We start from the raw sequence: 19578 nt of genomic DNA, 5'->3' as shown, positions 1-19578 counted from the left end.
AGCGTCGACGGTGGCCGACCCTCGCGGTCCGGTGCGCCGACGACGGCGCCGGGACGACCTGGGGCGTCGGTGCCGTTCATGGGGAATTGTTTTCGTGGGTGCTCACTCGGGAGGGGTGGAAGACTGCGGTTGGGTCGACCGCGGCGCGAATTCGTTCGAGCCGGCGGCGGTCCTCGGGTACCAAGGCGTCGAGGTCTCCCCATCGGCCGACGGCGAAGGAGACTGCGCCTCGGCCCACGTCTATGTCGGCGAGCGAAGTGCGGAGTTGCTCGAGTCCGGACGCCACCAGCGCGCGGCGTTCCGGAGTCGGTACGACGCCGACGGAGGCTGCAAGGAACGGTCCGGGGGGTGACGTCAACGCCCCTGGACGCGCGTTCGACGTCGAGCCGACGTTGCGTAGCTCGACCACGGACAGGGTCTCCGATGCCGTCGCAGCTCCCAGAATCCGCAGTGCGCGTTGGGGTGTAGCGGCGCCGCCCCAGCGCCCCATGCCGAGCGCGGGGGCACCTGTCGGTGGGTCGAGGTGGATCCCCGCCAGTGCGGCGGCATCTGCGGGGCCCCAGGTGTCGACGACGGGCGTCGGTACATCGGCGAGGGCGGAGCGGAACCCGTCGGCGGACCGGGCTCCTAACGGCGCAGCCATGGCGAGGTGGATCACCGGCCTACCCTGAAGTGAGGCCGGGAAGGGCGAGCCCGGCGGTGCGTGCAGGATCGACAGGCTGGTCGCGATATGGGTGTTGGATGAGAGGCCAGCTGCCCAGGCCTCGACCACCGACTCCAGGTGTTCGGCTGGCCACAGCTGGTACCCCGCCCACACGTCGGTAACGGGGAAGAGTTCGAAGCGCAGCTCGACGGCAAGGCCGACGCCGCCGCCACCGCGGAACGCCCACAGTGCCTCACGGTCCACCTCGTCGTCAGCGTCCTCGCAGGCCAGCCGGACGCTGCCGGCACCATCGACGTAGGTCACGGACAGCAGTGCGTTCGACGCCAGGCCGAAAGCAGGGGTGAGCCACCCAACTCCGCCGCCGAACGTATAGCCGGCGACACCGACATCAGGTGCTGATCCTGCGGCGGCCAGCAGTCCGTGGGGTTCTGCGGCGGCATTCACCGCCCGCCACAACGCACCCGCACCCACCCGAGCCGTCCGGTCCTGCGGGTTGACCACGACATGATCGAGTCCGGAACTGTCCGCGAGCAGGGTGTCGTCTGCGAGGTCACCGGCCACGCCGTGCCCGGTGGCCTGAATGGCCACGCGCAAGCCAGCCGCGGACGCGTATTGGACTGCCGCTGAGGCGGATATGGCGTCGAGGACCGTGGCGACGGCGCGTGGTCGCTGATTGACAATCGAGTTGTGGGGTGTCGTTGCCCGAAGGTAATCGGCACTTCCAGGGAGATTGATCGTCACGGGCGCCCCGAACGGCGTGTCTCGGTGACGAACTGTCTCAGTGCCGCCCCGATGTCGGCTGGCGAGTCCTCTTGGAGGAAGTGTCGGCCTTTGACGGTCACTTCCCGTTGGTTGTTCCAGGTTCGGCAGAACCGTTGGCTCGTGCTACCCGCGGTGATGAGCGCTCCCGGGTCGCCGGCGACGAACAGTTTCGGTATCTGACTGTGACTGAGCCATTGCCCATATGCCTGGACGATCGACGTCACGTCCTCGGGTTCGCCGTCGATGGGGACCTGCCGCGGCCAAATCAACGTTGGCAGCCGTGCTTCGCGTTCAGCGAAGGGAGCGCGGTAGGTCGCCATCTCGTCCTCGCTGAGAGGCCGAATGATGGCTCCTGGCAGTACTTGTTCGACGAAGGCGTTCTGTTCGAGAATGAGGTGTTCGCCTTCGCTGGATCGGACCGCGCGAAAGATTCCTCCGGATTCGCCGAGGTCCTGCCAGTGCAGCGGCTGGACTATGGCTTCCATGTAGGCGATCGCCGCGATCTGATCGGGATGCCGGTAGGCGCGGTGAAAGCCGAGCGCCGAGCCCCAGTCGTGGACGACCAGGATGGCGCTGCTCAAGTTCATGGCGTCGAACCAGGCGTCGAGGTAGCGGGCATGATCGACGAAGCGGTACGAGTAGGCGGGCGATCGGCCCGAGAGCCCCATGCCGACCAAGTCGGGGGCAAGGCACCGTCCAATGTCGCTGACGTGCGGAATGATGTTGCGCCACAGGTACGAAGACGTCGGGTTGCCGTGCAGGAAGACGATGGGCTGGCCTTCGCCGACGTCGACGTAGCTCATCTCGGTGTCGAGGGCTGCGACACGCTTTCGTGGATGCGGATCGGACGCTGTCATGTTTGGCTCCTATCAAGAGGTTTCGGCGGTCTTCGAGGAAAAAATGTGCCCGGCAACGGCGACGATCCCGTCCTCGGCGCGACGTTGGTGCAGACACGGGCTCGTCGGGCTAGGCCAGTTGCCGCCCTTGTCCCGGCTGTGTTCGGCACTCAACGCACGGGCAGGTACTCCGAAAGCGGCGTCACGAGTTCGAGAACATGAAGACGAGATTTCCGTCCGGATCGCGAAACGAGATGGCGCGGGCGCCCCAGGGCTGCTCTCTGGGCGTCATCACCCAATCGGTCACCCTGTCCTGCAACCGTTCGTATTCCGCATCGACGTCGGCGACTTGGAAGTCGAGGATCACGGAACGATTGGCGCCCGGTTCGACGACGCCATCGCCGTACAAACGAATCTCCGCTGGGTCCACCAGGGCGAATCCCTCGAAGGGCTCGCTGTCGAATTCGACGTAGCCACTGCTGATGACTGCGGCCTTCGCTTGGCCGACGCTTTCGTAGAAGCGCGTCAGCGTCGCCACATCGGCGGTAACCAGTCTGGTTTGCTTGAGAGTCATGGCGAGCACCTGCCCTTGAATGTCGTGACACCTAATGAAGCTACGATCCGATATCGTAGCTAGTACGGAGTTCGTTGGCAACCAATAGCCGTCCTGCAGCGTGGTGGCGTGAGCCGAAGGGTCCCGCCGCTACGTCGGAAACCGACGGCAGAGAGAACGCTCGCGGCGTCACCACCCACGATCTAGCGGGCCGTCGGGCCCGAGTCGGAGCTCATCCGTCCCGCAGGACATGGCGGTTCCCGGCCAGCACCCATGGGTCCACGGGCACACAACTGGATCGGAGCCCTGGGTGCAGAATGTGGGTCAAGAAGCGTGAAGCGCCCGCTCGACGACACGGCACACGAAGGCATCATCGATCTCTTGGCGTGCAAACCACCGGCGGTAGAAGATTGGGCCGGCTATGTTGGCCGTGAGCTCGGAGACGTCGAAGGACGCGTCGAGTTCACCGCGTTCCTGCGCTCGCGCCGCGATCGTGCTGAAACCGGAAATCATCCCAGCATGAGTGCGCAACTGAAGATCAGCGACCTCCTGGTCGCGTTCGGCGGCGTCGATGATCGAGGGCAGCGCGGAGGACCACCGGCCTGTCTGCAAGCGTTGGGCCAAGGCGAGCGCCAATGCGGTCAGGTCGGCCTGAAGATTGCCGGTGGCTGGCGTGGGAAGCCGAGGGGCGAATTGCATGACGGCATCGAACAATAGGGCTGAGCGTGTCGGCCAGTATCGGTAGATCGTGGTCTTGGCGACACCGGAACGGCGTGACACTTCATCGAAACTGACACCGCTGAAGCCGGCCTCGGTCAGCAGCTCATAGGCGGCGGCCAGGCTCGCAGACTTCACCGCTTCCTTGGAACGCCGCTGCGGATCGGCGCCCCTCGCGGGGCCGTCTGGGGTCGGGGATTCTGAAGACACCGGTTGACTCCTCCAAGCAGATTGAGCTACGGTAGCGTAGCTTCGACAGGGAAGCTAAGCATACTGCCGAGAAGCGCCAGATCTCGTAGCGCGCCAAGGCGGCAAGTCCATACGGTATCGGAGGAGATCATGAGTGTTTTAGTCACGGGCGCGACCGGCAACGTCGGGTCGGTCGTCGTCGAACAGCTGGTTGCGGCTGGATTGGACGTTCGAGCGTTCACGCGCTCACCAGAGAAGGCGACGTTTGGGCCGGGTGTCACTGCGGTCAAGGGTGAGCTGCTCGACGTGGATGCGCTGCGGGCTGCGATGGACGGCGTCGACGCGGTATTTCTTCTCAGTCCGGTCGTGCCCGATGAGTTGAACGCCACGATTTCCGCTCTCAATCTTTGTCGCGAGGCGAACATCAAAGCCATCGTGTACTTGTCGGTGTTTCAGGTCGAGGAAACCGCGGACGTTCCCCATTTCGCGTCGAAGTTCGCCGCCGAGCGCCTGATCGAGAAATTCCACATGCCGGTCACCATCTTGCGCCCGAACGCCTACATGCAGAGCCCGGTCGTCAAGGATGCTCTCGGCCAGGGCGTGTTCCCGTTCCCGATCGGGCAAAAAGGTGTGTCCTTCACCGACATTCGCGACATCGCCGAGGTGGCCGTACTCGAATTTCAGCGCCGGCTGGCCGCGGAGGAAGCGCTGGGCCCGGAAATCTACGAGGTTGTCGCCGAGGACGTTCTGACCGGCGACGCCGCCACGAAACTGTGGAGCGAAGCCCTGGGCCGCCCGATCGACTACATCGGCGACGACCTCGACCAGTACGTCCAGAGCTTGCAGGCCTTCGCCCCCAGCTGGATGGTCTACGACTTCAAGTACATGATGAAGCACTTCCAAGAGAACGGCCCCGCATCGACCGACGCCGAACTCGAGCGTCTGCGCCAACGCCTTGGCCGCAGCCCGCGCTCCTACTACGACTTCGTCGTGGAGAGCGCCAAGCTGTGGAGCGCGGCGTCCGACTAACCCCGGTGGCTCATAGGCGGTAGCACGCCCAGCGTGCGATGCACGAAAGCGACTATCCGCCAAGGGAATCGTGAACGATCGACGGTTCACGATCCCTTGTCGGGAAGGCGCGATGTCAGTACCACGGTTTCGTTCTAAGGAGGCTTGAGTGAATGTGTTCTGGAAGTTCTCACCCTGGATGAGCAAAGCCATCCTGCTACCGCCAGCAGCGATCTTGACCATGGTCGGTGTCCGAAACCTGGCCCACCCGAAGGAACAAGCAGCAGAACGGGGCATTGCCTTCACCAATCCCCTTGGCGCGACGATCTATCGTGTGGGCTTTGCAGGTTTCCCGCTGGGTTGTGCCGCGTTCCTCGCGTACTGCCTGCGCTCGAATCGACGCACGCTCACCGGTCTCATCTTCTCGGCTCTGTTCAACGGTGTCGTTCTCGCGGTTCGCCTCTTCGGCTCAAAAGTCGATTCCACCGTTGAGCAGAGTCTGCCCCTCATCAAAGGAGAGATCGCCGTGGTCGCCGTCAGTCTCGTGGGCATCACCCTCGAGATCGGACGGCGGCCCCATCAGCCCCGTGGTCCGCTCCACCCCCGAGCGGACCACGGTCCCACATCGACGGACCGATGAGAACCGGGCCGTCCGACGAGTTCAGCGACCGCTGACCGTCAACCACAGAACAAACGAAACCGAAAATAGAAGGAGAGAGTCGATGAGCTTTGACACCCCCCACGGCACACGCGGTGCCAAACTGCCCAGCAAGAAGCTGATGAACTGGATCAACGCCTGGAACATGCGACGGATCCGCGGCAAGGCCACCAAGGTGATGGGCTTCCCGTCGCTGGTACTGAGCACCGTCGGCGCCAAGAGCGGCGCCCCACGCCACACCCCGGTCGCCTACTTCCCCGACGGCTCCGACAGCTGGCTGATCTGCGCGTCCGCGGCCGGGGCCGCCAAGAACCCTGACTGGTACTACAACCTGCGCGCGCACCCCGACAAGGTGCAGATCCAGTTCGACGGTCGGACCATCGCGGTCATCCCCGAGCAGCTCAGCGGCCACGCACGCGAGCAGGCGTGGCGCCACATCAAAAGCAACGCAAAACGTTTCGCCGGCTATGAGCAGAAAACCGACCGCGAACTCCCCGTCATCCGCCTGCGAGCTCGACCCAACCCCACGCCGTAGGTTCCCGGGCGCACGACACCACGGCACGTCACTCGGTTCGCTCGCAACCATCACCCCTGCCACCGAAAGGCGACGCCATGTTCCCTTGCGCCGTGACCTCGGGTGACACGTCGCCGCATCTGCCCGCGGAACCAAGCAGCCCACCCGCTGCTCGGATGTGGCCACGGCGTTGGTGGGCTCGACATCGTCCACCTACCAGCGACATCAACGCCGCCGCGGGCGCGGCTCACGATCCAAGGATGGACGAATGCCGATCACGTTGATCACCGGCGGCAACAGAGGCTTGGGACGCGAATCGGCCCGCCGCCTCATCGGCCTGGGCCACACCGTCTACATCGGTTCCCGCGACGTGAGTCGCGGCCAACGTGCGGCCGACGATCTGGGCGTGCAGCTGCTCCAGCTCGACGTCACCGATGATGCGTCGGTGTCGAGAGCTGCCGCAGAATTGACTGCGCGCGAGGGGCACCTCGACGTACTGATCAACAACGCCGGCATCTTCGAGGGAGCGGTCGACCCCGAGGACATCACAGCAGCCGAGATGCACCGTATCTACGACGTGAACGTGTTCGGCATCGTGCGCATGACCCAGGCGTTCCTGCCCCTGTTGCGTGCCGCCCATTCACCGGTCATCGTCAACGTCGGCAGCGGGCGTGGGTCATTCGGCGTCGTCACCGATCCCGAACGCAACGAATCCACGTCCGCAGTGCCCATCTACGCGTCGTCGAAGGCTGCGGTGTCGATGCTCACGCTGCAGTACGCCAGAGCGTTGCCGGACATTCGAATCAACGTCGTCGACCCCGGCTACACCGCCACCGACTTGACCGGCGACGCAGGGCACCAGACGGTCACCGAAGGCACCGACGCGATCGTCTCCCTGGCAACCATCGGATTGGACGGCCCCCACGGGACCTTCTCCGATCGCCGCAGAGCCCTGCCGTGGTGAGCACCTCGGCACCCTCGCCGGACACGATGAGCCTTGGCACCGCCTCGGTACCCGATGAGCAGCGCCAGAGTCGTTGGCGGACATACACCGAAAGAGGCCCACGACGGGTCATCGACGGGACTGATTCCAGGACGGCGCCCCCATCAGCACTTCGCCGGTGTGCTCGCCCAACGGGACCGGCGCTCTGGCGCCCCAGTTGCGAACGTCGTGTCGGGCCCTTTCAGAAGGTCGGGGAGAGTACATGAGTGTTTCCGGTGCCGGTGTGCTCAAGCGAGGCTGGACGGTGATCGTGGCGGTGATCGTCGTGGCGGTCGCCGGTTTCGGTGTGTACCGGCTGCACGGCATCTTCGGCTCGAATGACGTGGTGTCCTGGCCGCGCGCCGACTCGATCGAGAACACTGATTTCAACCCCAAGCGCGTTCTGTTCGAGGTCATCGGCAGTCCCGGGGCGGTGGCGACGATCAACTACCTCGACGAGCACGCCCAACCCCAGCGCGTCGACGATACGACGCTGCCCTGGTCGCACACGTTGACGACCACCGACCCCACTCTGTTCGCGGACGTACGCGCGCAGGGGGATTCAGACACTCTCACGTGCCGCATCACCGTGAACGGCACCGTGAAGGAGGAAAGGTCCACCAACGACGTGAACGGTTACATTGCCTGTTTGGACAAGTCCGCATGAGCGAGCACCGTGTGGATGATCAAGTCCTGGATTCGGCCCAAGGTTCACGCACGGCGCGCAGCATCCGCCGCCTCGCCGTGCCCATCGCGATCCTCTGGGTCGCCATCGCCGCGTTGACGAACGTCTTGACCCCACAGTTGGAGGTCGTGGGTGCCGTGCACACGGTGGCGCAGAGTTCGCCGGACTCACCGTCGCTGAAGGCGATGAAACACATCGGCCAGGTCTTCGGTGAGTTCGATTCCGACAGCAACGCGATGATCGTCCTGGAAGGCGATAAACCCCTCGGCGCCGACGCCCACCAGTTCTACGACATCCTGGTCAAGAAGCTGGCCCAAGACACCACCCACGTCGAGCACATCCAGGACTTCTGGGGCGATCCGCTGACCGCGGCAGGCTCGCAGAGCAAGGACGGCAAAGCCGCTCTCGTCCAGCTGTATCTGCGAGGCAATCAGGGTGAATCACGGTCCAACGAATCGGTCGACTCCATCCGCAGGATCGTGGCCGACACGCCGCCACCGCCGGGGGTCAAGGCCTTCGTCACCGGCGCTGCGCCACTGATCACCGACAGCTTCGAAGTCGGCAGCGACAGCACCGAGTTGGTCACGCTCCTCACCCTGGGCGTCATCGCGGTGATGTTGCTCATCGTCTACCGCTCACTGGTCACCATGCTCCTGGTATTGGTGACCGTTCTGGTCGAATTGGCCGCTGCTCGTGGAGTCGTCGCCACCCTCGCGAACTGGGGGGTCATCGGTCTGTCGACCTACACGACGAATCTGCTCACCCTGTTGGCGATTGCCGCGGGCACCGACTACGCGATCTTCGTCCTGGGGCGTTATCACGAAGCGCGCTCGGCGGGCGAGGACCGAGAAGCGTCCTATTACAGCATGTTCCGCGGGACCATCCACGTCATCGTCGGTTCGGGGCTGACCATTGCCGGGGCGGTGGCCTGCCTGTACTTCACCCGCCTGCCCTACTTCCAGAGCCTTGGCGTGCCCGCCGCCATCGGAGTACTGGTAGCGCTCGCGGCCGCGCTCACCCTCGGGCCCGCGATGCTGGTGATGGCCAGCCACTTCGGGCTGATGGAACCCAAGCGAAGGGCCGGCACCCGCGGATGGCGCCGCATCGGCACCGTCATCGTGCGGTGGCCCGGTCCCATTCTCGTCGTATCGATCGCCATCGCGCTGATCGGTCTGCTCGCCCTGCCGGGGTACAAGACCAGTTACGACGCACGCCCCTACCTGCCCGCATCGGCGCCGGCCAACATCGGGTACGCGGCAGCCGAACGCCACTTCTCCGAGGCGCGGCTCAATCCCGAACTGCTGATGATCGAATCCGATCACGACATGCGCAACCCCGCGGACATGATCCTGCTCGAGCGGGTGGCCAAGGCGGTACTGCATACCCCTGGCATCGCCCTGGTGCAGTCGATCACCCGGCCCCTGGGCACGCCAATCAGCCACAGTTCCATACCATTTCAGATCAGCGCGTCCAGCGCGAGCACCATCATGAACCTCAGCTACCAGCAGGCCAGGGCCCAGGACATTCTGAAACAGGTTGATCAGACCTCCACGTCGATCGACATCCTGCAACGACAGCTCGCCCTGCAACAGGCCAGCGCCGCCGCGACCGATGAGCAGACCAAGGCGTTCCACGACACCGTCGCCACGATCAATCAAGTGCGCGACAACCTCGCCGACTTCGACGACTTCTTCCGGCCGCTGCGCAACTACTTCTACTGGGAGCCCCATTGCTTCGACATTCCGTCCTGTCAAGCGTTGAGATCGGTGTTCGACTCCCTCGACGGCATCAGCGAGCTCGCCGACAAGTTCGGGACGATCACTGCGAGTCTGGACAAACTCAATGCCCTGCAACCGCAGCTGGTGGCCCTGATCCCACCGCAGATCGCTGTCCAGGAAGCCAACCGCGACCTGCTGCGCTCCAACTACGCCACCACCGCGGGCACCGATGCGCAGTCCGCGGAGGCACTCAAGACCGCGACCGCGCTGGGCAAGGCCTTCGACGACGCCAAGAACGACGACTCCTTCTACCTGCCCCCGGAAGCCTTCGACAACCCGGACTTCCAGCGCGGCCTGAAGTTGTTCATGTCGCCTGATGGCCACGCGGTCCGGATGACCATCACCCATGAGGGCAATCCTGCGACGCCAGAGGGGATCTCGCACGTCGACGCGATCCGCAACTCGGCGTTCGATGCCCTCAAGGCCACCCCGCTGGCCGACGCCAAGGTCTATATCGCCGGCACGGCGGCGACCTACAAGGACATTCAGGATGGTGCCGCCAACGACCTGCTGATCGCCGCGTTGGCTGCGCTGAGTCTGATTCTGCTGATCATGATCTTCATCACCCGGAGTTTGGTCGCCGCGCTGGTCATCGTGGGCACCGTCGTACTGTCGTTGGGCGCGTCGTTCGGATTGTCGGTCTTGGTGTGGCAGTACATCTTCGGCATCCAGTTGTATTGGGTGGTGCTGGCCTTGGCAGTCATTCTGCTCTTGGCGGTGGGGGCCGATTACAACCTGCTCTTGATCTCCCGGTTCAAGGAAGAGCTGGGTGCGGGTCTCAAGACCGGCACCATCCGCGCCATGGCCGGTACCGGAGGCGTCGTCACCTCGGCGGGTCTGGTGTTCGCCGCCACCATGTCCTCCTTCATCGTCAGCGACCTGGTCATGCTCGGCCAGGTCGGGACAACCATCGGCTTGGGGTTGCTGTTCGACACGTTGATCGTGCGGTCGTTCATGACGCCATCGATCGCAACTCTGCTGGGCCGGTGGTTCTGGTGGCCGCTACACGTACGACCCCGCCCCGCCAGCCAAATGCTGCGCCCCTATGGATCCCGCACCGCCGTTCGAGAACTTCTCGGCCGCGAAAGCCGACCGGCGACCGGACCTAACGAGAGCACCGACGAGACAGCTGCGAACGGTCAGCGACCATGACGGCGATCTGCGGCCCGTCCCGGCGCCAGACCTGACGCGACACCCGGCCTGGCCTCAGCCCGGACGGGACACCGACGAAGACCGCCACATGGCTCGTACATACCGCCTCGTTGGCCGTGGCCGCCGTCTTCCTCGCTGCACCCCCGCACGCCGACACCGACTTCGCCAAACCAACTGCACCAACGACGTCTACGGATTCCGCGACGAAGAACGCCTGGCTAGCGTCCCCACCAACGGCCGCACCATCGTGCAGGTTGCTGCAATTGTCGTCGCGCGGACCGGTTGGCTGTGACGCGCCACATGCCCTGAACACGCAGAAACTGCGCCCCGGACCAGTTCGCTGGGAAACGTGGCATGCGAGTGCCGATCCGCACTCAGCGGCGCGCAGCCATCGAAGTGAATACGACCCGCCACCCGTCACGGGCGGAGGAGATCCCGACTTTGTCGGAGGTCGTCGCCATAATGGGCTCGCAACAGTTCGATCGTGGGACGCAGCCCGGCCATCATTGGAAACGCGCAAGCCCCGCGGGTGCCGGCAACTTGGGAGAAGTCATGCACTTAGTCCGAGCACACGTGACGAAGTTCAAGAGCGTCACCGACTCGACGCCGTTCAACATCGACAGCGCTGTTACAGCCCTGGTCGGTAAGAACGAGTCCGGTAAGACCGCCGTGCTGGAGGCCATGTATCGGGCGCGTCCTATCGCGGCCGGCTATCCGACCGGGTTCGAGGAACTGAGGGACTATCCGCGGCGGTTCCGCGCCCGCGACCGCAAGTCCATTCCGCTGGCCAGCCCCGTAGCGCTTGTATTCGAGTTGGATGATGCCGACGTCGCTGCGGTCGACGGGCGGTTTGGCGAGGGTGCCCTCACTAGCAAGACTGTGACCGTCAGCAGGGCCTACGGTTCCGCGAACACCGCCGTCGGCGTCACGGCCGACGAAGCAGCGGCGCTTCGGCACATCATCGACACCAACGGCCTCGACGTCCAGAAGTACGCCAAGCAAAACCGCGATGCCGTGGTGGCTGCCCTGAAGGCGGATGAGGCGAGCGAGGCCGCGCTGCAACTGGCAACCGAGCTTGCCGACCGCGATATTGACGCCGAGATCCGCAACCAGGTCTTCAAACTAGTACCGCGTTTCCAATACTTCGACGAATACAGCATCCTTCCTGGGGTCGTAAGCATCGAGAAGCTGCAGAACACCGACGAGGACGATCTCGACGCAGGCGAACGGACAGCGCTAGCACTGCTGCGGCTCGCCGGCGTGGACAGCGACGAATTCACGGGTGAGCACTACGAGGAGCGCAAGGCGGCCCTGGAGGCGGCAGGAAACGAGTTGACGTCCGAGCTGTTCGAATACTGGACCCAGAATGACGGGCTTCGGGTGGAACTCGACATTGAGTTTCGGCCAATCGTTGGCGACCCGACGCGAGCACCGGAACCCTTCTTGCAGGTCCGTGTACGCAACGATCGCCACCAGGTCACGCTCAACATGAACCAACGGTCCAAGGGTTTCATCTGGTTTTTCTCGTTCCTTGCTGCGTTTTCGGAGTACGCCGAGGAGGACCGTCGCATAATTCTGCTCGACGAACCAGGGCTGAACTTGCATGCGAAGGCGCAATCCGATCTGCTGCGGTACATCGACGAACGGCTGGCGCCAGGGCATCAAGTCATCTACAGCACCCACTCGCTGTTCATGATCTCGCCCACGAAATTGGAGCGCTGCCGCACCGTCGAGGACATCGATCCGACTCTGGGCACCGTTGTGAGCGAAGACATCTGGAGCGCACGGCCCGACACGGTGTTTCCGCTGCTGGGGGCTCTCGGCGTCGATATGGCCCAGACGTTGATCATCGGGTCTGATCAACTCTTGGTGGAAGGCCCTGCCGATGTCGTCTACCTGACCATCATGAGCGACGTCCTGCGCTCATCCGGTCGAACAGCGTTGGATCCGCGCTGGACCTTGACACCTGCCGGCGGGATCGACAAGATCCCGACCTTCATCTCACTGCTCAACGGCACTGACCTGAATGTCACCGTGCTGATCGACGGTGCCGTCGGCGGCAACCAAAAGATCAACAGCTTCATCGACCGCGGGCTGCTGGCCAAGAACAAACTGATCCCGCTCACGGACATCACAGCGACGACCCAAGCCGATATCGAGGACATGTTCGACGTCGCATGGTATTTGAAATTGCTCAACGCTGGAAAGGTTGGCAAGTTCGTGAAATCAAAACTGCCCCAAGGAGTTCGGGTTGTCAAACGGGTCGAAGCCGGACTCGGCCACAAGTTCGACCACTTCCAGCCTGCCAACTTCCTACTGAGAACTCCAGGAAGCTTGCTTGACGAAATCGACGATGCAACCAAGGATCGGTTCGAGACCCTGTTCAATCGTCTCAACGATCTCTTGAGCTAGTCCCGGCGAGTCCCCGATTTCGAGTCCACCTGGAATTAGAGCCAGATTGTTTGATTCGAATCGAGATGTTTTCACAGCCCACCGTGCGGTGGTTGTCCGCTGAACGTACTGGATTGCCGTGAGGCCCAGGGTGCCTGCGCGCGAGGGGTGGTGGTACCGCCGAGGAATGCGATCGCGTGTACATCGTCGCCGCGCAAGTAGCCCCCGGAAAGCTGGGGTGATCATCAGGCCCCAGGCTGCAGGAAAGCCGGGTTCCACTAGCACGTCGCGGCGTAGGGTTCGGTAGGTGCATTCTCGAGTTTCAACGCTGCGCGTGTGCTTCGCCAGGCCTGACCGGTGACAGTCCAAATCGTTGTGCACCAATGTAATCGACAGAGGCGGCCGCGGACCCCGTGTCGTGCGAAATGAACCGTTCCGGGTTTCATGCCGACTTCATGGTTGAGGTGTCGCCGGCTGGGAATCCTGGGTTTGAGCGTAGTAGGCCGCCTCGTATTCCTCGGGCGGGACGTAGTCCAGGGCACTGTGCAGTCGGCGGTTGTTGAACCAGTCGACCCATTCCATCGTTGCGTACTCGACGTCGTCGATGATGCGTAGCGGTCCGGTGAGGAATGGGCTGCCGTGGCCGATGGCTTCGGTCTTGAACAACCCGATCGTGGTCTCTGCCAACGTATTGTCGTATGCATCCCCGATGCTTCCGATCGATGCCGCGATCCCTTCCAGGACAAGGGTTTCCGCGAATGCGATGGACGTGTATTGGGCGAGCCTGCGTCGCTGTGATGGATCAACCCGACATCGACGCGGTGCTCGGCGTGATCGCGCCGCCACAACGCCATCTTCAGCACCGTGGTGACCATCGCGGTACCTACGTGGTCGGCGCCAACCCGGCCGACACCATGCCGCCAGCGATGCAGTTCATCGACGCCGCCCGCGAACGCAGCGCGCGCCTGATCGTCATCGACCCACGGACGACGAAGACCGCCGCCGGCGCCTTCCGCCATCTGCAACCGGTCCCGGGAACCGACCTCGCGCTGGCCAACGGCATGCTGAACATCGCCGTCCGCGAGAAGTTGATCGACGACGCCTACGTCGCCGAGCGCACCACCGGGTTCGAGGCCGTGCGCCGCACGGTACGCACCTACTGGCCCGACCGGGTCGAACGCATCACCGGCGTTCCCGAACAGGACATCGCCGACACCATCCACGCCCTCGCGAGCGCCGAGCACGCCATCATCCTCACCGCCCGCGGCGCCGAGCAACACCGCTCGGGTTCGGACACCGTCGTCGCCTACATCAATCTGGCTCTGGCCCTGGGCCTCACCTACCGGATAGGGTCGCGCCGCTCTAAATGAAGACCGCCGCGTAAGCGGGTGCGATACGCGATCACCGGTGCGAAACACTGAGCCCATGAGGGCTTGAACCTGCGATCGGCGGGTTCGCGTTTGGCCGTTTCCATCGGATGCCGGTTTGTTCCGGATTCTGTTGTTGCCTTTCGTAGCAAGCCCTTCCGCCGTTAAGCGTTGAACCCGCCGGCGCACACCAGTGTCTGCGCGCTGATGTAGTCCGACTCTGGGGTGCACAGCAGGTAGACCGCACCAGCAGCCTCGGTTGGTGTACCGGCTCGGCCCAGCGGCACCATGTTCTCGATTGCCGTCAGCAGAGCGGGGTTGACACCGACCTTGATATTGCGGCCCTGGATGTCGATCGATTCGGCGCCGTCCACGGTCGCGGCAGTCAAGCGTGTCGTGATGAGTCCGAATGCGACAGCGTTGACGGTGACGTTGTAGCGGCCCCATTCCTTGGCAAGGGCTTTGGTCAGGCCAATCAACCCGGCCTTGGCTGCAGAGTAGTTGGCTTGGCCTGAGTTTCCACCGACGCCCGACAGTGAGGACACGTTTACCACCTTGCGGCACGGGGCGGGTTGACCATGCTCAGCGGCCTGATACACGAGTTCACTGATGACTGGCTGGGCTGCGCGCAAGATCTGGAACGGCGCTCTCAGATGGACGTCGAGGATGGCGTCCCACTGTTCGTCAGTCATGTTCTGGACGTCTGAGTCCCAGGTGTAGCCGGCGTTGTTGACGATGATGTCCAACCCACCGAAAGCCTCGATCGCGCAGCCTACGAATCGGTCTGCAAAGGCTGCTTCGGCGACACTGCCCGGGCAGGGCACCGCCCGGGCGCCAAGCGCCTCGATGGCACGCACCGTCTGCTCGGCAGGTCCCACATCAAGGTCGTTGACGACGAGATGGGCGCCTTCAGAGCTAAGTTTCAAAGCAATCTCGCGGCCTATTCCTCGGCCGGCTCCGGTGACGATAGCCACCTTGCCGTCAAGTTTTCCCATTGCTGATCAGCAACCTTTCCGTTCAGCGAAACTTCGTTTGAGGTGCAGCGAGACCACGAATAATCCGCGCGGTTGGCGGCCTGTGTCGCGGTAGGGGCACGGGATCTGCGAACGTCGATAGCACACAGCGCACCCACGGGCCCCGGATCCGCACCCACGGAGTGGCGGCGAAGTCGGACAGACTTTCACTCCCGCGCCCTGACGGTCGGCCGGACCGGACCATCGCAGAGTCGGCTTGGCCCCGATAGCGCAATCTAGGCCGAATCTCGTTGCCTGCCAAAGCCACCCCTCGACGGCTAGCACCCCAGTGCGGACGAAGCGGACGTCGCTGCGCCACGTTCTCGTCGACGCCTCCGCCGCGGCGATTGCCGACGATGATGTCCTCCTGCGCAGCTTAGTTGCCATTATGGCAACTCATATGTACAAATACGGAGTGTGTTGACTGCAATGTGCGTTGACTCTACCTTGCTCAGGAGAGCACGCTAGATGCATCCGTGTTGCTTGCCCTGCATCGGCTGTGAGTGGCGATCGATGCCCGTCCTGTTATTACGGGCTGTGGGCTTGCCGCGACTGTTAGAGCCCGTTGACGAGTTGCCCGTCACTACAGCGCACCCACGTACGAGGAGATGAGAATCAAGACATGAAGACATTGGTTGTAGGGGCTACCGGCTATCTCGGCTCCGCCATCGCGCGCAATCTGAATCTGCACGGAGCGGAAACGTATGGGCTAGCGAGAAGTCCGGAGAAGTCCGCGCAGTTGACAGCGGCCGGCGTGCGCCCCTTTGACGGCGGGCTCGACGACATCGGCCAACGTAAGGCGCTTGTCGAACCGTTCGACGTCATCGTCCTTGCCGCCGCCATGCCATTCGATCTCGAATATGAAGTCGTCTCCTCGCTTGTCGACCTCTGTCGAGGCTCACGACGGCACCTGATACTTACCTCGGGCACGGGTGTGCTCGCGATCGACAGCAAGGACGGCCGGTGGAACGAGAACACGTTCGCCGAAGATGATCCTTTTCCGTTCCCTGCGTCCTTTGCGCGCGAAGCGCGACTCAAAACCGAGGACCTCGTCCGGGCAGCAGCTGCGGACGGTTTGCATACCACCGTCGTCCGGCCACCGCTGCTCTACGGTCATGGCGGAAGTTCTCAAGTGCCAATGATCTTCGATTCCGTCAGCAAGACGGGCGACGCCAGCTACATCGGTCACGGTCTCAACCTCTATAGCAATGTGCACGTCGATGATGCTGCCGACGTGTTCCGGCTGGCGATCGAAAAGGGCACGCCAGGGGCGCTCTATCACGCTGTGGCAGGAGAGGCGGACTACCGCTCGATCGCGGAGGCCGTCGCCACTGTGTCCGGCTGCAAGGCGCAGAGCATCAGCTACGAGCAGGCATGTGAAATTTGGCATCCGATCGCCGCCACCATGGGCCTCGCGGTGAATAGCCGCTCAACCTGCCCCAGAACCCGCAGGGAACTGGGCTGGGAGCCGCAGCGTCTGGACTTGATCGAGGACATCCGCAGCGGTTCATACCGCGACACCTACCTGGAAACGGCGCGCTGAACACCCCCTGGATTCCGTGGCCCGACTGCACCGGAGGCGGCCCACCACAGTCCACCACTCCGGATCGCCGGACGGCATCACCACCCGCTGGACTAAGAACCTGGTCGATTTCGTCATCGACATTCATTGAAGACAATGAGTCCACAACGAAACACCCTGAACCTCAAATGGTGTGTCTACTACATCAACGAAAGGCAGCCCAGGTACCGGACATCACCATTGAAATCCTCAAGCGGCAACATCCTTCTTCGTCCGGGAGAGCGACCCGCGCAACCGCCACTGACCAGTTCAGTCCCCACCGTGGATTCCTTGAGGTGCACGGTGTGGCCATTGCGCCAGGTGTGGCTCGTCGCACGACTGATACCCCGCTCGGCGCACTGTCTGCCGGCGCGCAGGTCTGCTCGACGGTTGACGGGTCACCGAAGATGCGGCCCTCGGTATCCTGAGTTGCAAAACAGGCAACTGAGTGGAGCGTTTGTGGCGGCAGCGAAACAACCCGGGCGGAAACGCAGTGCGACTGGCGTGAGTAACCGTGGTACCCGAACCACCGGCCCGCGCGTCGCGCCGGCCGACACACGGGACATGACCGGCGAAGGGTGGGAGTCGCGGGTAGTGGCGCGATCGTTGGGAGCAGCGAAGAAGCGCTCCCTAGATCGCTCGCGCGCGTTCATCGAAGCAGCGGTCGCTTTACTGCGAGAGAAAGGCCACGGATTTACCCTGGAGGAGGTTTCGGCGCGCGCCGGATTTTCGCAGCGGCTGTTCTACCAGCACTTCGGCGGTAAGCAAGACCTATTGCTGGCGGTTCTCGAGGAGGAATTGCGGGTCGCCACTCTCGACATCCGCGCCGAGGTGAATCGCGAACCCGATCCTCTGCGCAGGTTGGTTCGGCTTCTGGACTTGTTCTTAAAAGGTCCTCGCGAACACGTACCGCACAACCTGGCCCTGATTTCGTACGAACTCGGGCTGGTCACCACTCACCCGCAGCAGGTGGCGCGAGCGCACGCCCCGGAGGCCGAGCTCGCGGGAGAAGTCCTAGCCGCAGGTATAGAGGCAGGTGTGCTTACTCTGCGGAGTGCCGAGGAAGGGGCTTACATGGTCATCGCCCTAAAGCGCGCGTACAACCATTCACGATTAGTCGGCAACGAGCTGGGGATGATGTTGCCGCCCCCCGAGGAATTGATCCGGTTCTGTGTTGAAGGCCTCGGCGCACAGCTGACCGAATATGCGGCAAGTACCAAGGAACCCATCACACCCGGTCGGTGAACACATGCCCTCGTCATATGGCCAAACCGATGGGCCAATCCGACTAACGAGACGAAGTCATGCCGTCACACTGAAACGTGTTCACAGCGTTCAGTATTCGTTGAGCACCGAATGTCTGGGCCGCTTGCACTTGGTTCCCGGGCAGGTGTAATTCTCGATGCCAACCCCGACTCATTGTTGGGTTGCTCCGCGTTGTTGGGTTGCTCCGCGGAATGTCCATTCAAGCATCAACCGAACACGACGTTGAGCGGTCGCCAGGAGCGAGTGTAGTAACCGTCGAAGTGCGGTTGCTGAGCCGACGGATCGAAGCGAAGGTTGCGCAACCGCGTAAAGACGGTCTGCAATGCCACCTTCATTTCGGCACGCGCAAGCCCGGCGCCAGGACAGGTGCGCGGGCCGACGCCAAAGGCGAGATGCTTCTTGGGCAACCGTCGGCTTAGATCTACTTCCTGGGGGCATTCGTAGGTTTCCGGATCGCGATTTGCCGCAGCATGGTGGAGGACGATGCTGGCGTCCTTGCGTATCGGAACGCCACCGATTTCCAAATCCTGGGCGGCATACCGTACTTGGTATTGAACCGATCCATAAAAGCGCAGGGTCTCTTCGATGATCGCCTCGGCTGTCGCGTCGGCGTCGTCCAAGAGACCGGCTCGAGCTTCGTCGTGCGTCAGAATTAGGTAGAACGCGTTCGCGATGGCGTGGACCGTGGTGTCACTTGCGGCCAACAATAGTTCGCGACACATTGCGATGACGTCTTGGTCAGACATGTTCTCGTAGTGGTTCGGGCCCTCGGCGAGCGCTCGACTGACAAAATCCACTCCCGGCTCGGCTCGCCGACGTTGAATGAAGGGCAAGATCAAGTTGTTGAGTTGTTCCGAGGCCGTCTTGGCCTTGCGTTCACTCTCGACATCACCGGTGGCGCGCAGGCCGATCCAAGTCATCACGGCATCGTTGTGTTTGAGCAGGTCGCTGACCAGATCGTCGTCCTGCCAAGGCATGCCGAACAGTGCTGCCGTGAGCCGTGGCGGCAGCTGGTCACCAAAGTCCGCCGTGAGGTCCGCTGTCCCTCTCCGAAGGATCCGGTCGATCAGGAAATCCGTGATGGGCGCGACGAAGTCCTTGCAATACTCTTCGACAGCCGCGCGGGAAAGTAGCTGTAAGTGGAACCGCCGCATGCGGAGGTGCTCTTGCCCCTGCATCGACGTGATGTTGGGTCCGCCTTTGATCTGCTCAAACTGTGGATTCACCTTTGCGTAAGCGTTGTGGAATAGGTCCTCGTCGCTTTCGATGTACCGGCACGTCGCATAGTCCAGAACGATCCAGGATCGCATGCCCTCATCCCAGAGCACCTTGCCGCGGGTTCGCAGCTCCTCGAACACGTCCCATGGTTCGACTCCTTCGACGCATCGAAGGCTTACGGGGCAGCCGGGCGCGGACACCTCGAGTCTCACGGCGACGTCCTTCCACAGCGTTATGAGCGATAGTCCTGAAAACGAAGGCTCA

The 19578-nt window shown here is 63.0% G+C and carries 17 protein-coding genes; 10 read left to right on the top strand and 7 right to left on the bottom strand.

Going from position 1 to position 19578, the window contains the following annotated elements; all coding sequences use genetic code 11:
* Positions 1-76: 76 nt before the first annotated feature.
* The 4 genes from SLQ30_RS21625 to SLQ30_RS21610 all read right to left on the bottom strand — a co-directional run bounded on the left by SLQ30_RS21625 (position 77) and on the right by SLQ30_RS21610 (position 3742).
* On the bottom strand, positions 77-1405 hold the full coding sequence (locus SLQ30_RS21625) for an FAD-binding oxidoreductase (RefSeq protein WP_319448721.1): 1329 nt from the start codon (positions 1403-1405) through the stop codon (positions 77-79).
* The gene (locus tag SLQ30_RS21620; RefSeq protein WP_319448722.1) at positions 1402-2283 is read right to left on the bottom strand and encodes a haloalkane dehalogenase; all 882 of its coding nucleotides are present in this window, start codon (positions 2281-2283) and stop codon (positions 1402-1404) included. The genes SLQ30_RS21625 and SLQ30_RS21620 overlap by 4 nt, the downstream gene beginning before the upstream one ends.
* A 181-nt stretch (positions 2284-2464) precedes the next feature.
* On the bottom strand, positions 2465-2836 hold the full coding sequence (locus tag SLQ30_RS21615; RefSeq protein ID WP_319448723.1) for a VOC family protein: 372 nt from the start codon (positions 2834-2836) through the stop codon (positions 2465-2467).
* Positions 2837-3139: 303 nt separating this feature from the next.
* Complete coding sequence (locus SLQ30_RS21610; RefSeq protein WP_319448724.1) at positions 3140-3742, bottom strand: TetR/AcrR family transcriptional regulator; 603 nt, start codon at positions 3740-3742, stop codon at positions 3140-3142.
* Between the two features lie 129 nt (positions 3743-3871).
* On the opposite strand from SLQ30_RS21610, the gene SLQ30_RS21605 reads away from it, so the two are divergent.
* From SLQ30_RS21605 to SLQ30_RS21575, 7 genes are all read left to right on the top strand, one after another.
* Entirely contained in the window at positions 3872-4750 is an 879-nt protein-coding gene (locus SLQ30_RS21605) for an SDR family oxidoreductase (protein ID WP_319448725.1), read from the top strand.
* A 148-nt stretch (positions 4751-4898) separates the two neighbouring features.
* Positions 4899-5369, top strand: coding sequence for a hypothetical protein (locus SLQ30_RS21600; protein WP_319448726.1), 471 nt, complete (start codon positions 4899-4901; stop codon positions 5367-5369).
* An 82-nt stretch (positions 5370-5451) separates the two neighbouring features.
* Positions 5452-5922: a nitroreductase family deazaflavin-dependent oxidoreductase gene (locus SLQ30_RS21595; RefSeq protein ID WP_319448727.1), complete on the top strand. Its 471-nt coding sequence runs from the start codon at positions 5452-5454 to the stop codon at positions 5920-5922.
* Positions 5923-6169: 247 nt separating this feature from the next.
* Entirely contained in the window at positions 6170-6865 is a 696-nt protein-coding gene (locus SLQ30_RS21590) for an SDR family NAD(P)-dependent oxidoreductase (RefSeq protein WP_319448728.1), read from the top strand.
* A gap of 241 nt (positions 6866-7106) precedes the next feature.
* Positions 7107-7550: an MmpS family transport accessory protein gene (locus tag SLQ30_RS21585; RefSeq protein ID WP_319448729.1), complete on the top strand. Its 444-nt coding sequence runs from the start codon at positions 7107-7109 to the stop codon at positions 7548-7550.
* A complete protein-coding gene (locus SLQ30_RS21580; protein WP_319448730.1) occupies positions 7547-10498 on the top strand; it encodes an MMPL family transporter in 2952 nt (983 codons plus the stop codon). Before SLQ30_RS21585 ends, SLQ30_RS21580 begins: the two co-directional genes overlap by 4 nt.
* A gap of 552 nt (positions 10499-11050) precedes the next feature.
* Complete coding sequence (locus SLQ30_RS21575) at positions 11051-12910, top strand: AAA family ATPase (RefSeq protein WP_319448731.1); 1860 nt, start codon at positions 11051-11053, stop codon at positions 12908-12910.
* A 432-nt stretch (positions 12911-13342) separates the two neighbouring features.
* On the opposite strand, the gene SLQ30_RS21570 is transcribed toward SLQ30_RS21575, so the two are convergent.
* Positions 13343-13735 (bottom strand): integrase core domain-containing protein, encoded by a 393-nt coding sequence (locus SLQ30_RS21570; RefSeq protein WP_319448732.1) that lies wholly within the window; start codon positions 13733-13735, stop codon positions 13343-13345.
* On the opposite strand from SLQ30_RS21570, the gene SLQ30_RS21565 reads away from it, so the two are divergent.
* Positions 13687-14259, top strand: coding sequence for a molybdopterin oxidoreductase family protein (locus SLQ30_RS21565; RefSeq protein WP_319448733.1), 573 nt, complete (start codon positions 13687-13689; stop codon positions 14257-14259). The two genes, SLQ30_RS21570 and SLQ30_RS21565, sit on opposite strands and share 49 nt — an antisense overlap.
* A 161-nt stretch (positions 14260-14420) precedes the next feature.
* On the opposite strand, the gene SLQ30_RS21560 is transcribed toward SLQ30_RS21565, so the two are convergent.
* Positions 14421-15251 carry an SDR family NAD(P)-dependent oxidoreductase gene (locus SLQ30_RS21560; protein WP_319448734.1) on the bottom strand — a complete coding sequence of 277 codons (831 nt, stop codon included), beginning with the start codon at positions 15249-15251 and terminating at the stop codon, positions 14421-14423.
* 640 nt (positions 15252-15891) lie between these two features.
* Here SLQ30_RS21560 and SLQ30_RS21555 point away from each other — a divergent pair.
* Both SLQ30_RS21555 and SLQ30_RS21550 read left to right on the top strand, forming a co-directional pair.
* On the top strand, positions 15892-16812 hold the full coding sequence (locus SLQ30_RS21555; RefSeq protein ID WP_319448735.1) for an NAD-dependent epimerase/dehydratase family protein: 921 nt from the start codon (positions 15892-15894) through the stop codon (positions 16810-16812).
* A gap of 582 nt (positions 16813-17394) precedes the next feature.
* Entirely contained in the window at positions 17395-18075 is a 681-nt protein-coding gene (locus SLQ30_RS21550) for a helix-turn-helix domain-containing protein (protein ID WP_319448736.1), read from the top strand.
* 227 nt (positions 18076-18302) lie between these two features.
* Here the strand turns inward: SLQ30_RS21550 and SLQ30_RS21545 are convergent, their stop codons facing one another.
* Positions 18303-19454: a cytochrome P450 gene (locus SLQ30_RS21545; protein ID WP_319448737.1), complete on the bottom strand. Its 1152-nt coding sequence runs from the start codon at positions 19452-19454 to the stop codon at positions 18303-18305.
* Positions 19455-19578 lie beyond the last annotated feature (124 nt).

Source organism: Mycobacterium sp. RTGN4, from assembly GCF_033804635.1.
In the GTDB taxonomy this organism is placed as follows: Bacteria; Actinomycetota; Actinomycetes; order Mycobacteriales; family Mycobacteriaceae; genus Mycobacterium.
The sequence above is the reverse complement of the archived record's forward strand: the minus strand, read 5'-3'. Positions and strand labels throughout refer to the sequence as shown.

Excerpts from the sequence above, each read along its gene's own strand:
- SLQ30_RS21620 (WP_319448722.1), bottom strand. The coding sequence starts at position 2,283 with ATGACAGCGTCCGATCCGCATCCACGAAAGCGTGTCGCAGCCCTCGAC.
- SLQ30_RS21615 (WP_319448723.1), bottom strand. The coding sequence starts at position 2,836 with ATGACTCTCAAGCAAACCAGACTGGTTACCGCCGATGTGGCGACGCTG.
- SLQ30_RS21605 (WP_319448725.1), top strand. The coding sequence starts at position 3,872 with ATGAGTGTTTTAGTCACGGGCGCGACCGGCAACGTCGGGTCGGTCGTC.
- SLQ30_RS21595 (WP_319448727.1), top strand. The coding sequence starts at position 5,452 with ATGAGCTTTGACACCCCCCACGGCACACGCGGTGCCAAACTGCCCAGC.
- SLQ30_RS21590 (WP_319448728.1), top strand. The coding sequence starts at position 6,170 with ATGCCGATCACGTTGATCACCGGCGGCAACAGAGGCTTGGGACGCGAA.
- SLQ30_RS21585 (WP_319448729.1), top strand. The coding sequence starts at position 7,107 with ATGAGTGTTTCCGGTGCCGGTGTGCTCAAGCGAGGCTGGACGGTGATC.
- SLQ30_RS21580 (WP_319448730.1), top strand. The coding sequence starts at position 7,547 with ATGAGCGAGCACCGTGTGGATGATCAAGTCCTGGATTCGGCCCAAGGT.
- SLQ30_RS21575 (WP_319448731.1), top strand. The coding sequence starts at position 11,051 with ATGCACTTAGTCCGAGCACACGTGACGAAGTTCAAGAGCGTCACCGAC.
- SLQ30_RS21565 (WP_319448733.1), top strand. The coding sequence starts at position 13,687 with ATGGATCAACCCGACATCGACGCGGTGCTCGGCGTGATCGCGCCGCCA.
- SLQ30_RS21560 (WP_319448734.1), bottom strand. The coding sequence starts at position 15,251 with ATGGGAAAACTTGACGGCAAGGTGGCTATCGTCACCGGAGCCGGCCGA.
- SLQ30_RS21555 (WP_319448735.1), top strand. The coding sequence starts at position 15,892 with ATGAAGACATTGGTTGTAGGGGCTACCGGCTATCTCGGCTCCGCCATC.
- SLQ30_RS21550 (WP_319448736.1), top strand. The coding sequence starts at position 17,395 with ATGACCGGCGAAGGGTGGGAGTCGCGGGTAGTGGCGCGATCGTTGGGA.